Annotated in this window: 13 protein-coding genes and 1 pseudogene; 5 read left to right on the top strand and 9 right to left on the bottom strand. The window is 41.8% G+C overall.

Annotation, left to right across the window (positions count from 1 at the left end):
• Positions 1–196: 196 nt before the first annotated feature.
• Positions 197–961, bottom strand: coding sequence for a methanol--corrinoid protein MtaC (gene mtaC, locus METHO_RS07615; protein ID WP_015324960.1), 765 nt, complete (start codon positions 959–961; stop codon positions 197–199).
• 21 nt (positions 962–982) lie between these two features.
• Positions 983–3,745 carry a PAS domain S-box protein gene (locus METHO_RS07610; protein WP_015324959.1) on the bottom strand — a complete coding sequence of 921 codons (2,763 nt, stop codon included), beginning with the start codon at positions 3,743–3,745 and terminating at the stop codon, positions 983–985.
• Between the two features lie 407 nt (positions 3,746–4,152).
• Between METHO_RS07610 and METHO_RS07605 the strand changes: the two genes are divergently transcribed.
• Positions 4,153–4,836: a hypothetical protein gene (locus METHO_RS07605; protein ID WP_015324958.1), complete on the top strand. Its 684-nt coding sequence runs from the start codon at positions 4,153–4,155 to the stop codon at positions 4,834–4,836.
• A gap of 254 nt (positions 4,837–5,090) precedes the next feature.
• On the opposite strand, the gene METHO_RS07600 is transcribed toward METHO_RS07605, so the two are convergent.
• On the bottom strand, positions 5,091–5,414 hold the full coding sequence (locus METHO_RS07600) for a DUF3303 domain-containing protein (RefSeq protein WP_048831107.1): 324 nt from the start codon (positions 5,412–5,414) through the stop codon (positions 5,091–5,093).
• Positions 5,415–6,125: a hypothetical protein gene (locus METHO_RS13130; RefSeq protein ID WP_245546261.1), complete on the bottom strand. Its 711-nt coding sequence runs from the start codon at positions 6,123–6,125 to the stop codon at positions 5,415–5,417.
• Between the two features lie 482 nt (positions 6,126–6,607).
• On the opposite strand from METHO_RS13130, the gene METHO_RS07590 reads away from it, so the two are divergent.
• Together METHO_RS07590 and METHO_RS07585 are read left to right on the top strand one after the other, a co-directional pair.
• Complete coding sequence (locus tag METHO_RS07590) at positions 6,608–7,447, top strand: CPBP family intramembrane glutamic endopeptidase (protein WP_015324955.1); 840 nt, start codon at positions 6,608–6,610, stop codon at positions 7,445–7,447.
• A gap of 184 nt (positions 7,448–7,631) precedes the next feature.
• Positions 7,632–8,171 (top strand): annotated as a pseudogene (locus tag METHO_RS07585) (helix-turn-helix domain-containing protein); the annotation flags it as partial.
• On the opposite strand, the gene METHO_RS07580 reads toward METHO_RS07585, so the two are convergent.
• From METHO_RS07580 to METHO_RS07560, 5 genes are all read right to left on the bottom strand, one after another.
• Entirely contained in the window at positions 8,129–8,563 is a 435-nt protein-coding gene (locus METHO_RS07580) for an ester cyclase (protein ID WP_015324954.1), read from the bottom strand. The pseudogene METHO_RS07585 and the gene METHO_RS07580 sit on opposite strands and share 43 nt — an antisense overlap.
• 268 nt (positions 8,564–8,831) lie before the next feature.
• The gene (locus METHO_RS07575; protein WP_015324953.1) at positions 8,832–9,560 is read right to left on the bottom strand and encodes a HesA/MoeB/ThiF family protein; all 729 of its coding nucleotides are present in this window, start codon (positions 9,558–9,560) and stop codon (positions 8,832–8,834) included.
• Positions 9,561–9,660: 100 nt separating this feature from the next.
• Positions 9,661–10,314 (bottom strand): thiamine phosphate synthase, encoded by a 654-nt coding sequence (gene thiE / locus METHO_RS07570; RefSeq protein WP_015324952.1) that lies wholly within the window; start codon positions 10,312–10,314, stop codon positions 9,661–9,663.
• Positions 10,315–10,335: 21 nt separating this feature from the next.
• Positions 10,336–11,121: a hydroxyethylthiazole kinase gene (gene thiM / locus METHO_RS07565; RefSeq protein WP_015324951.1), complete on the bottom strand. Its 786-nt coding sequence runs from the start codon at positions 11,119–11,121 to the stop codon at positions 10,336–10,338.
• A 694-nt stretch (positions 11,122–11,815) separates the two neighbouring features.
• Positions 11,816–12,694: a class I SAM-dependent methyltransferase gene (locus METHO_RS07560; protein ID WP_048831286.1), complete on the bottom strand. Its 879-nt coding sequence runs from the start codon at positions 12,692–12,694 to the stop codon at positions 11,816–11,818.
• A 277-nt stretch (positions 12,695–12,971) separates the two neighbouring features.
• Here METHO_RS07560 and METHO_RS13990 point away from each other — a divergent pair, with 277 nt between their 5' ends.
• The gene (locus METHO_RS13990) at positions 12,972–13,157 is read left to right on the top strand and encodes a hypothetical protein (RefSeq protein WP_216594301.1); all 186 of its coding nucleotides are present in this window, start codon (positions 12,972–12,974) and stop codon (positions 13,155–13,157) included.
• Positions 13,158–13,186: 29 nt separating this feature from the next.
• On the top strand, positions 13,187–13,414 hold the full coding sequence (locus METHO_RS13985) for a dihydrofolate reductase family protein (protein ID WP_216594300.1): 228 nt from the start codon (positions 13,187–13,189) through the stop codon (positions 13,412–13,414).
• Positions 13,415–13,531 lie beyond the last annotated feature (117 nt).

Genomic DNA, 13,531 nt, shown 5'->3' with positions numbered 1-13,531 from the left:
GTGTTTTTTCAAAACCGAATACATAAAAAAAACTACATGTATATTTTTAAAATAGATACTTTACATTAAAGAATATTAAATATGCTATATTCTCTATACCTCAACTGAAGCTAAAAACATCAAAGAATCATTAGTTGAAAAGTAAATTAATGTATATACTATTTAAAAATACATGTGTGCAGAGCGCAGGCAACGATCAATGCCTGTGATATTTTTCTCTCAGCTCTTTCACGCCCGCACCTTTGAGGATTTCGTCGGCTATCTTTGGAGCATCCGCTGCATCCTCACAATATACTCCGAGTTCATAACCAAATACGAAATCCTGTTTCACAGCTCCACCCCCACAGACAAAAGGAATGTGGATGCCGTTCTCGAGCAACTGGTTATTGATCTCTTTGAACGTATACATAGTAGTTGTCATCAAAGCAGTACCTGAAAGCATTACAGGTTTTTCCCTCCTGACGGCACTGATCACTTCGCTTACCAGCACATCGCTTCCAAGATCTATGACCTCATATCCGCTGGCACGTAGCAGGACAGTGACTATCTTTTTTCCAATATCGTGCATATCCCCTTCCACAACAAAGGATACGACCTTTCCTTTGAACTCGTGAGTTGCACTGGAACTATGTTTACAATATTCAATGCCATCGGTCATGGCATGTGCGGATATAATGACGTCCGGAAGGAAAAGAAAACCGTCGTCATATAGTTTAGAAACAATACCCATTCCCTGCATGAGTGCATCATCGATCAAAGATAAAGGGTCCCTGCCTGCCCGGATCGCTGCCTCTAAAGCTTCTATAACATCATCTTCGTCACCTTCAAAAACAGCCTCAACGATGGGACGTATCACAATATCTTCAGTATATAGCTGCCTAGCTATTTCCTCCGGGCTTATTTCCTTTTCAGCTTTTACGTTATACCTTACCAGGATCGCGGATGGATCAATATTGATCATATTTTTGCCTCGAATATATTTTCAGACTACTTTTTCTTTGATCTCTCTGCCCAGACATATGAGGGCTGTATGCCCATTCCAATTACCTCTGGTGGCTTTGACCTCTACAGGTATCAGTTCTCCGATATATGATTCAAATGGTATCCTTACTACCGACAGTTTTCCGGCAAGTATGTCCGCAAGTGCAGCAGCTATCTCTATAGCTCTGTTCTGAGGATGCACATTAAGTATGTTCAAACCAACCAATTCCTCATGGGAATATCCCAGACGTTTACACAGGAAACTATTAGTATGTAATATACACCCATCTTTATCAAGGACAAATAAGAAATCTTCAATTCTATCAAATATTTCCTGCAGATTGTTCAGATCCTTCTGGAAGTGTACCTGTTCCCTTATACGTCCAATAGAAGGACCTACCTGAGAAGCAATACTTTCAATTATACTACGTGTGTTTTGCTCAATAGCGTACTCAGTATGTGATGCCAGCATAATCACTGCTACAATATTGCCTTCATATTTAAGGGGTAATATGACAGTAGCTTCAAGCCCTTCAAAACCGAGATCAATTCCATGGGTCATGGAATTGATCTCATAATATAGTTTATAGATCGGATACTCTGTTTTGAGGACCCTCGCATGAAGAGAATTGGCAGCATACCGTCGGGTACTGTTGACAAACCTGAATGACAGGCCTTTATGTGCAACAAGATTCAGATCGCCTGTGACCTCGTCTACAAGATACAATTCACCACAATCTATTCCCTTAACCTGGGTCACAAGTTCAATTAATTGCTGGAAGATTTCTTTAACATCGGTGGTTGGAGTGAAGAACGTATCAAGCTCTGAGCATATTTGCATGAAATTATTAGCATTCTTACGCTCAGTGATATCAACAATAATACCCTGCAGATACTCGACTTCGCCTTCGGGATTTCTTTTGATGACCGAGCGTTCATCTATCCAGCGTATCTCACCGGATCTTGTAAGGATGCGATATTCAAGAGAAATATTATTCTCATCTTCCTGGAAATATCTTGAAAGGCCACGGTCTATTTTTTGCAGGTCAGAAGGATGAATTATATCACCATAGAGTATTGTACCTGACATGAATTCCTTTGCGCTGTATCCAAATTGCGAAATATTCTCAGATACGAATTCCACGGGCCATTTATCATCTGCTTTCCAGAAGAAAACAATTGCAGGACTGCTTTCAATGACATTTTCCAGGACCTTTCTCACCTCAATGAGCTTCAGGAGTTCCTTTTCTCTTGTTTTCTGCTCCGTGATATCCCTTATAATAGCCATGTAAGCTGGTTTTCCTTCGTGCTCGATCATAGATGAGTTGATCTCTGCAGGGATCTTTTTACCCACCTTTGAAAGCAGCTCTATCTCATATTTCAGAAGATTTTCATTTCTTTTTCCCAGTTTCTTCCCGGAGTTGCCGACGAACATACGACGATATTCCGTGGAAAGAAAGCGTGTGAAGTTTTTGCCGATGGCCTCTGCAAGTGTATATCCTGTGATCTCGATAAACTTGTTATTGGCAAACACAAGCTGATCATCCTGTATAATGACAATACCATCATTGCTCTTTTCTACAAGGGTGGAGTACTTCTTTTCAGAGTTCTTGAGTTGCATCTCTGCTTTTTTACGTTCTGCTATGTCCCTGATAGTGATCATAACAGCCGGGTCATTTTCATATGATATGAACGAAAAGCTGACCTCAGCAGGAAAAACAGATCCATCTTTTCTGAAGAAATCCACTTCATAATTACGCTTTATGCTTCGTTCATCTTTTAATGCCTTAGCACATCTTTTTGCAAGCATGCGTCTGAAATCCACAGGCACATGATCAAGCAATGTGCTGTTGATTATTTCTTCTTCCTGAAACCCTGTCAGCTCCAGGAACTTGGAATTAATGAACCTCAGGATATCTCTCTGTACTATGATTATGCCATCATTGCCTTTTTCCACAAGGGCAGAATATTTTGCTTCTGATGTCTTTAACTCCCTTGCAGATCTTTTGTTGTCAGTGACATCTTCAATGGCAAGCAGGACCATACCTGTCTTGTTGTTCAATGTATTTACTATTCTGGAACTGATCAAAAGGACGCGCTGTCCAATGTTGCTGAAACAGCTCTCTATTTCCAGATCACTGAACTCTGTATTGTCTTTTAGGAGAACTGATATTCTGTCCTGCAGGGCCGGTATATTCCACTGGCCATCTTCAATTGCGTACAGGGACTGGCCTTCGATGGCTGAGGATCCGGTTAAGAACAAGCGGGAAAAGGCACGGTTTGCAAAGATTATCTTCAATTCATTATCAAGAAACAGCAGCGCTTCTTTTGCAGTGTTCACAGCATTTCTCAGGTAATCGTTCTCTGATACGGGAAATGATCCGGTACTTTTATTTTGTGTGATATCCACAATAGTTTCTTCTACATATTGCAGTGTACCTTTTTCATCACATTGTCCGCGCAGAAATTTGGCCACCAGGTGTACATCGCCTTTATGATCGAGTATCCTGCATTCCTGGAAAAGACACGGAGTGTGCTTCCAATCCCATTGGAGCACAGAATGCCTGATTTTCTCCCTATCATCGGGGTGTACTATCCCGGCATAGCTGAGATCTCCCGAAATGAACTCTTCGGGTGTATATCCCAACTGTTCTATATTCTTTGAGACATGGTGGACGGACCAGTTCTCATCATTCTTCCAGAAAATAGTAAATACGGCATTATTGCAAAATGTAGTTCCAAGTTTTTTTGCTAAAACATCCATGTGTACACCTGCAATCTTTGATCATAGTGCCAGTTTAAGGTCACTATATTATAATGCAGACTGCGTCTGATTGCTCACAATACAGATATTGGTATTAATGAAACTGTTGACTCTAATTGGAAGGTCCTGCATTTCAGAAGAGAATCTTAAATACATGTTTGCCAGATCATATAATAGCTCGCATCTGGCTTGTGATGCTTCCTTCGATCCAATCTACCAAGAATTATGAGTAAGATGTGAGCTACATTCCGGGTTTATTTTATGATTATTTTTATATATTAATATTGCATATGTTATCTTCTGGTCCAGGATATGTGTATAAGATCCTGACTGATCCAATAAGATCAGGTGTTTTATAACTATGATCATATGAAATTTGCATGAAACTGTTCCAAGGAGAGGTTTGATTGAGCTATTCAGGAAATGCAGTCAAAAGTAAAAGAAACCAGATATACATTGGTGTTCTCATAGTATTGTTCTTAGCACTTACAGCAGTTGCTGCCAGTGGTCTGGTACACATCCCGCTCTTAACCCAGCTGCTGGGTACAGATGAAGCAAAGGATCTGGGTGTGGAAGTGGACCCTATGCTTTTTGACCAAATGATAGAAGAAAATGGTATAGACCTTAAATCCCCGGTTTCAGCATACCAGCTCACAAGCGATATACAATATTCTGACCCGGCACCCCTGGACATTACTCTTTCCAGCTCTCAGCTGAGCTCTTATCTGCAGGCCACTAACAATGAGGGAGCTATAAAACAGATCCAGATAAAATTAGGTGATAATAACGAAGCGGAAATGTCAGCGTATGTTGACCTGCAAGATCATGGTTATGATTTCAAAGGTCCTGTGTATGCTTCAGGCCGCTTTGAGAAAGACAGTGATGCCACAACCCGCCTGGCTATCTATAAAGCAAAAGTAGGCATGCTCCCTATCCCAGGCAGCGCTGAGGATAAAGGTGAAGAGGCATTTGAAGATCTGATCAATTCTAACCTTGCAAAGATGCCCGGTCTGAACATAAAAACTCTTAAAATAGAGGATGGGCAGATGCATTTCGAGGGGGATTTCCCACAGACTATGGAAGTTGTGTGATAGTCACAGCAGATTCCAGACACTGAATCCTGGAAAATTTCAAGGCAGATCTGTACACTTGCACTGATCAGTTTTGAATGGAATGATGTCGACTGGCACAGTCAGATATAATGAAGTTCATTCGGACCTTGACATCTTGATTCATATCATCCACTCCCTTATTGTTTTTTGTCATGGCGAACCTATGCTATAAATAAAAAAAAGTGAAGGAAAGTGTTACTTCTGAGTATATTGTCAAGAATATACGAAGGTAGTCACATTTCCCCAAATTTAGCAGCAATCTCCATGAACTTATCGTTTTCCATTACTAGAACGGTTTCGCATCGTGTGATGTCTCTCCAGGGTAATGTAGCAGCAGCATATGCCTCTGCATTATCTACTTCAGATAGGATAAATACTCTACATGATGCTATGTCATTCCAGACTCCCAGAACATTATAGCCTTCCGGAGGTTTCCATTCAGCATAACGCTTAGCAGTTTCCATATCATCCTTTGGGTCCCATGTAATTATCTCCATGTACAACATTTCTTCTCCCCCTTTTGTTGAGATTATTTTCGTAATCTCGATATTTGTCATTCACTTAGTTGAACCCTCGGGCACAACGGTAAGTTCGTAGGTCACTTCAGTTACAAAGAAACTCCCAACTTCGCCGTGAATATGAATTGTGTGCTCACCGACAGAAAGAGGTGCTAGCATTATCCAGTAACCATCAGCTACTGCAATACTAGAAACTCCTTCTTCAGTTGGTATTTCTAGGACGTTATCTGGAGGAAGCCAAATGGTAAAAAGACCAGATTGCACTCTATAACCCAAATTAGGCTCTGTTTGTAACTCTGTTTGTAACTTTTTACCGTCGACGATTACCTCTACAAATGTTATGGCATCGGCTGTTGCAGTAGCGTCTTCACGCAACACCTCTTCAGTATCCCCATATCCTTGTATTTTTGACGACTCACCATTAATTATTGGGAAAAATAGAGCTTTGCCAGCGGGAATAGTACAGCTACGTGTTTCACTAGTTCCAAAGGTACCAGCAAGGAACCATACTTTTCCGGATTGTCCTTCAGCACAGAAATCACCAGTTGTATCTGTCACAGGATTACGGTCTGCAGGTATGGATAAAGCCCACTTCCACCATTCTTCGCTCCATTCTCCATAGGTCATCCCATAGGCGTGTGAATTTACCGGCAAAACACCCGGATTTGGATTTTTTGCTGCCGCAGCCAATGGTGCGAACAACAATATACATAGGACAATTGCAACAACACTTAACCGTAGATTAGTCATCATATATACCCCCATGCCCATTTATGCACATACTTCGATCAGATCTACGTACTTTCACAAGTACACATTTCTGTCGTAAACTTACTTCCCAGTAAAAAATTATTTAGCCTACTATTGCATAACCAAAAAACTGAGAAAACGAGTTACAAGCTACTCTTGTTTGCCACATTTTTCAATGTAAGCATTAAGAATAACTTACTCACATACACTTATTTCTTTAATGATATTTAATTGTGGTGATATTTCAAATTAAAAACTTGTATTATTTTTAACTATAACAGTCTGAGCCCTATCTTTTTTCGATAAAGGGCGTGTGCAGGTGTGAGGTCTACATCAAAATACTTAAATATCTATAGAAAACTAATGTGCTGTTACTATTCTTCATATATAAATTCATAGATTGCGGTGAAATTAAAAATGTATAGAGTGGGTGTTGTTAAGATGACAGAATATGTACAGGCCATGGCCGGGAACATGCGAATATGAACCCGGATGAAGGTACCGTGGAAGATCCGAATGTTCCGGCTGCGACCGGTGTCTCAGTGTTCGGTCGTCCTGTGAAGGATTGGCAATTAGTGGCTATCCCTATAGTTGCCATTGTATTAGCGGAGACCCTGCTGTACATGGGCAAATTGCAGGCTGGCATATTCCTGCATGTGATGATCCCGCTGTGCCTGGCAGTAGCTTCCATGTGGATACACAGGCCCAATGTAAGCCTTATTATGGAAGTTCTTATAATGCTTCCTATACTCCGGCTTGTCAATATCTCCATGCCCGTGTTCTTTGGAACGACCCTGTATCTGTATTTCTTTATCTATGCTCCTCTGGCCATCCCCCTATATATCCTGATACGCCACCAGCGGTTCACCCGAAAGGAGCTGGGGCTGACACTTAAGAACCTACATATATACCTCCCTCTCAGCCTGCTGGTGGGATTACTGATCGCAATGGGAGAATACAATACTATCCAGGTAGGCAGCCTTATACCGGACGCATCCATAGGAAGCCTGCTCAAGATCTCCGTTGTCATGTTCCTCTTTGTAGGTCTTATGGAAGAGCTTATTTTCAGGTCATTACTGCAAACCAGGCTGCAGGAATCCTTCGGCATGACAAAAGGTCTCCTGGTTGCAGGTCTTTTGTTCGGCATGATGCACTCAGGCTACGGAAACAGCTTTGAGCTGGTGGTCACAGGCAGTGCAGGTATATTGTTCGGTTACATGTTTCAGAAGACCGGGAGTTTGCCATTCATAACCATAGCCCACGGGTTCGTGAACGTATTCCTGTTCGGTCTGATCCCGCTCCTCTCTCGGGTCACGGGATGATTCTGATGTACATGTTCATTGATGTATCCATGCTGTTGTATCGTTCTGATGTCGCATAAAAAGAGCTCATATGGACCATTATTCAGATGGTCCTGCCAGATTTGATCTCATTCACCAGACCACTCTTTTCCTGATATGTAAGTCTGTTTGAGTATCTTTGCAACAGGTCATATCCTACTCATATACAAAAGAAAGAGTATGGTGACATCTCGATTTCTTCCATTATGAAACCTATCTTCATGCAAGGGTTCCCAGAATAAAGTGTAATGGACATGGTGTGAAGTTGATTGATCTTCCATGGACCGGACAGAACACGGGATTTACCTTGTTCTTTGAAGCCTTGATCTTTGCCATATGCAAAGAAATGTCAGTAGTTTCAGTAGCCGATATTGTAAGTATTCATGAGAATTCTGTCTGGAGAATACTTATTCATTATGTAGACAAAGCAAAAGAGCAAAGGGAATATCTTGCTAAATGGCATTATTGGGAAACGCATAGCAATATCCCTGAGATAATCTCAGTGTCAAAAGAGATCAAAAAACATGCGCAGGGAGTTCTTGAAGCAATGAAGGACGATCTCAACAACGGAATTGCAGAGGGATTAAACAATAAAATTCCAATTGCTTTTAAAAGATCTTATTGTCTCAAAAAGAAAATATACATAAATACCATGATCTATCTTTACATAAGGCCGATCTGTTTCATCAACTCGATCTTATCATAGAAAAGCTTCTCCTCAACGATCTCTCCATTGATCCAGTGAGCTACAGTGCAAAACTCGACCTTGAAACTCTTACCTGTCGGTGGAATAATAGTCCCGTCTGCACCTGTCATCGGTCCTTTGAAAGTGCCGGTGAATTCTGCTACCGAACAGGTCCATTCACCCTGACCGAAGAGTACTTTATATGGATCATTTCCAACGTGATTGTCAGGAAATATCTTGAAGAATGCAATAGCTTCTTCTTTATGTGAAGTTCGTCCTTTGGTCGGCTCCGACTGTCCGGGCCAGAATACTTCCACATGATCTGCATGCCTTTTCTCGAATGTATCCCAATCCTGGGAATTCCATGCATCATCCAAAGTTTTCATAAGTTTAAGGTTTTCTTCCACACTCATTTTAATTACCTCCCTACAACAGTAAAATAACACGAATGAAATCTTTGAATTGTTTCATTCAATCAAAAATTTAACCCGACTATACAAAAATGGTGTTTAAGATGTATATAATCTTTCCTGTTAGGATCATTCTAGTCGTAACCAAACTCTGAAACTTCCTTAAAAAAGATCTTATGGTCTAAAGACGGAAAAATACATAAATACCATGATCTATCTGATGGCGAGGAAATTGACATCACCCACACGATGTTGAAGAGAACCAATAAAATTAAAGATCCGGATCCCCGCAAGCTTCGCATTTATTCCTGCGTTGTATCTTGAAGGAATCCATTTTGGCATTGAGCCCGTCCCATACTAGAAGCCCTTCCAGGGGTTCCCCGGTCTGTAGAAGGTATTTAAGAACTTCGTTAGCCTGGATAGTTCCGATAATACCTGGGGTCACGCCAATGACAGGGAAAACCTCCTCAGGAGGAGCATGTGGAAATACGCATTTGAGGCAAGCGGTCTTACCCGGGATGATCGTCATTAACTGACCATCAAAGCCCCGGATAGCCCCATGCACAAGAGGGATACCGGTCTGAAGAGATGCATGGTTGAGAAGATACCGGGCAGAGAAATTGTCCAGTGCATCCACAATGATGTCAGCATCCCTGACAAGCTCAAGGACATTCTCTTCCGTAATGGTCACATGCCGGGCAATTATATTGATATAAGGATTTATTTGCCGGATCTTTTCTTTGATGGATAATACCTTCGGTTTTCCGATATCCTTTTCCCAGTGGAGCACCTGACGGTTAAGATTAGTCTGCTCCACAGCATCCATATCCGCTATATCAATACAACCAACGCCCGCAACTGCAAGATAAAGTGCTATGGGACAACCTAATCCACCTCCGCCTGCAATGAACACGCGGGATTGTTTAAGTTTTTCCTGACCTTCTTTATCGAACATGAGCAATTGACGCTGATATCGCTGCAACTCCTGTTCATTAAGCATGGTTTTACTCCTCTTTGGACACTGCCATAACCTGATATTGCATCAAAGATCATGAATTGTGCTCAAAATCCTGATTATGCTGCATAGGATCTGCATAACGTCAGCAGATACGACCTGAAGCACTTTTGATGACAGCAATCAACTCCTGTGTTTCACGCTTTACATCATCGCTGCATACCACTGCAGATATTGCCACCAGGCTATCGGCACCATTCTCGATCACACTTCTGCAGTTCTGCTTGTTTATTCCGCCGATGGCAACTACAGGTATATTGATAGCATTTTTAACATCCTTTATCCTTTCAGTGCCAATGCCCGTACCTGCATCACTTTTTGTAGCAGTGTCGAATATGGGGCTGAGCCCTACATAATCGGCACCACTTCTTTCGGCTTCTATGGCCTCGCTAATGTTATGGACCGTAAGACCAATGATCTTGTCAGCACCAAGGATCGCCCGTGCAATATCTATGGGCATATCTTCCTGACCAATGTGCACTCCATCTGCATCCACAGCCAGAGCAACATCTATCCTGTCGTTCACCAGGAATATCGCATCAGCACCGCATATGGATTTGATCTGTGATGCTTCTGCGACCATCTCTTTTGTGCTCTTGTTCTTCTCTCTGTATTGCACGATCCTGCAGCCGGCTGCAACTGCCTCCTGCACATCCGATAAAGTCCCTTTTTTAGATAGACCGGAGTCGGTCACGAGGTAAAAATCGAGTACTGCAAGCAGATCTTTTTTGCCGGTCATGTTTCCTCTATTAGCTCTGATTCAGCATTCTTCGAAATTCAGCATCTTTTCTGCATTTTCATCAGAAAGACTGAATGCCTCGTCATATAAATTTACCTTAAAGCTCCCAGGTCCCCGGGAAACTTCAGCTGCAAGTTCTCCTGCTATCCCAAAATAACAGAGGGCATCTTTTGCGGCATCAAAATGATCCGGATTAACAGCAGCGAAAGAACCTATTACTGAAGCGGCCATGCATCCCGTGCCGACGATAGACCCCATTAGTTCATGCCCGTTCCTGACAACGAATATCTTTTTGCCGTTGCTGATTATGTCCTCTTTTCCGGTCATGACAACAATGCATGACTTAGATGTCGCAAGCTCCTGTGCGATCTTTCTGGGATCGGCATTGATAGACGTGGTCTCCACTCCCTTTGTCTGAGCCTTTTCCCCTGCAAGCTTTGCGATCTCTGAATAGTTCCCTTTGATGATATCGATATTAACAGAATCGATTATCTTTGCAGCCATGTAATCTCTGAACTTCGTAGCGCCCACACCGACCGCATCGAGTACCACGGGTATCTTTTTCTCGTTCGCGGCCTTTGCGGAAAGGATCATTGCGTCGATCAGTTCATTTGTCAGGGTGCCTATGTTAAGCACAAGAGCTGATGAGATCCGTGTCATATCAGCACATTCCTCAGGTGCATGGGCCATTACAGGAAGAGCACCAAAGGCCCGGGTGATATTCGCACATTCATAGATCGTAACCCAATTTGTGATATGGTGTATCAGAGGTCTTGTTTCTTTTATTGTTTTCAGAGGTTCCTGCATTATTACTCCTCGGTACACGCTTAAAGCGCTCATGGTACATTAATCTGGTTTTTATCGACGGCAGTGCAGTTAAATGCTGTAACATAATTCCCTGTGCCTTCTTAGAATCCTGGAAACAACCAGAAAGGTACGGAATGTGGATCAATATAACCTGTCAGAAGATTATCTTGTCCATTGTGAAGATGCTGTCGGGAAAAGGAAATTTGCTTTCTCTTATAAAAAAAGTTAAAGAATGAACAACATATTAAGTTATCCACTTAATGTTGTGGGGATCCACAATCCACAATAGAATTTCAAGACTGTCTAAAAACCCCGTTATTTGAAAATTGTTGCACGGCGTATATAAATAATCGTTTAAAAAAGGAGGATCGACCAAATCCTCTTTAATCTATAGAAATTTCTCTGTTAATGTTTTAATACCTATTGATTTCTTACTGTACATAGTTTTTAACGCAAAGTCGCAAGGGCGCAAAGCATTTTATTTTCTTCTTTGCGCCTTAGCGTCTTAGCGCCTTTGCGTTGATAAAAATTTGTGTGGATAAATTAAAAGAGATGTTTGTAGAAATCTTTTCTAGTATTACAAAATGGTTAATTTTTAATACTAAAACGTTGTAAATAAAGATTGCAACAGTACTTCTTAAAACACAGGTTTTTAATATCGGGGTTTTTTGACCCCACTCCCTCCTATCTTTTTTTATTGTGCCTTGGCATCACTTATACTAGCACGGATGTATGATAATTTATCTTTTTCATATATCTCTATATTATAGCCTGCGTCCAGAAAGAGCTTTTTCCAGTCTTCTGGATATCTTTGCACATCATGAAAGTGGTCTATAGGTTCCGCGGCAAAGACTTCGCCACCGGGTTTCAGAACCCTTCTTATATCTTTCAGGGCTCGCGGCACATCTTCAAGGTGGTGCAGCATAAAGAAACATGTTATTGAGTCAAAGTATCCCTGCTGGAACGGAAGCTCGTATGCACTTGCAGCAACGAACTTAGTATTGTTCACGCCTTCTATCTGTGAGTTGAGCCTGCATTGCTCCATGAGGCTTTCCTGAAGATCGATGCCATGTACTAAAGCATCCGTATTCACGGTGGCGATCTTTATGGTAAGAGTACCCACACCACATCCTACATCAAGTATATTCTTTCCATGCAGTAGCGGAAGGATCTCTTTGAAAGCCTGCATCTTCCTGGCTTCCATGTTGCTTTTTGGGAACCGTGCCTCTTCTATGCGGTCAAAAGACGTATACGGCAAAATACTATAGACCCTGGCATCATTTTCAGCCATCAGCCCTCTCACATAATGCATGTTCCCTTCCTGGTGGATGTAACTGACAACAGAAGCTCCCACCTGGGCACAGAACCTTTTGTTCAGTTCTTCCCGGCTCTTGGGAAACTTTATTTTCAGAGGGTCGTGAATCACTATATAATGAGAATGCTCCTCAGTGAACAGGTCTTTTTCGACATCCATTATCTCGATCCCGCTTATCGCCTGTTTCCAGAGAGGCAGTATCTCCATATTCTCTTCTGAAGCATGATTGTGAACTTTTCCTATTGCTACATGGTCCATGAACATTGGAACTCTGTTCTCGGATAAAAAGATGATACTTGGAGGGAAGGATCATGTGGGCGAGGATCTCATAATCAGTAATTATAAAAGATGAAGCACTTTAATATTTTAGATGAGGAAGCGTTATGAGAAAAATAATTGTTCTATCTTTTATAACACTTGACGGTGTTATGCAGGCTCCGGGCGGGCCCAAGGAAGATACCTCGGGGGGTTTCAGTTATGGTGGGTGGACAGTCCTTACTTTGAAGACTTTCTTAGTAAGTTAACGGGTGAGCAAATGGACAGGCCATTTGATATTCTGCTTGGAAGAAAAACGTATGAAATATTTGCGGGCTACTGGCAGGACCATAAAGAAGAGGGTTCACAGCTCAATAAGGCAAAGAAGTACGTGGTTTCTCATTCCCTGCAGCATCTTGAGTGGAGTAATTCAGTTCTATTGAAAGGCAATGATGTAGGGAAATAAAAAAACTTAAGGCTCAGGAAGGTCCGCAATTGCAGGTTCATGGCAGTGGAAACCTTATTCAAATGCTAATGGAACACGATCTTGTTGACGAGCTCTGGCTCAAGATATTCCCTATCACACTTGGAACAGGCAAGCGCCTGTTTGCCGGAGGCACTATTCCTGCTGCCTTTATTTTGTACGATCTGAAAAGCTCACCTAAAGGAGTGATCATAGTTTCCTACAAACGTGCAGGTGAAGTTGAAACTGGTTCGTTTTGAGGAAAAAAGGGAAAGAAGGTTAAGAAATACATGCGGACTAGCTCTGTAGAGTATGTATTGAAATCGATATTTCAGATTTGAATACCAATTTCCTGACGATATATGGAGACATTTTTG

The organism is Methanomethylovorans hollandica DSM 15978, assembly GCF_000328665.1.
Classification (GTDB): domain Archaea; phylum Halobacteriota; class Methanosarcinia; order Methanosarcinales; family Methanosarcinaceae; genus Methanomethylovorans; species Methanomethylovorans hollandica.
This window is presented reverse-complemented; position numbering and strand designations above follow the sequence as displayed.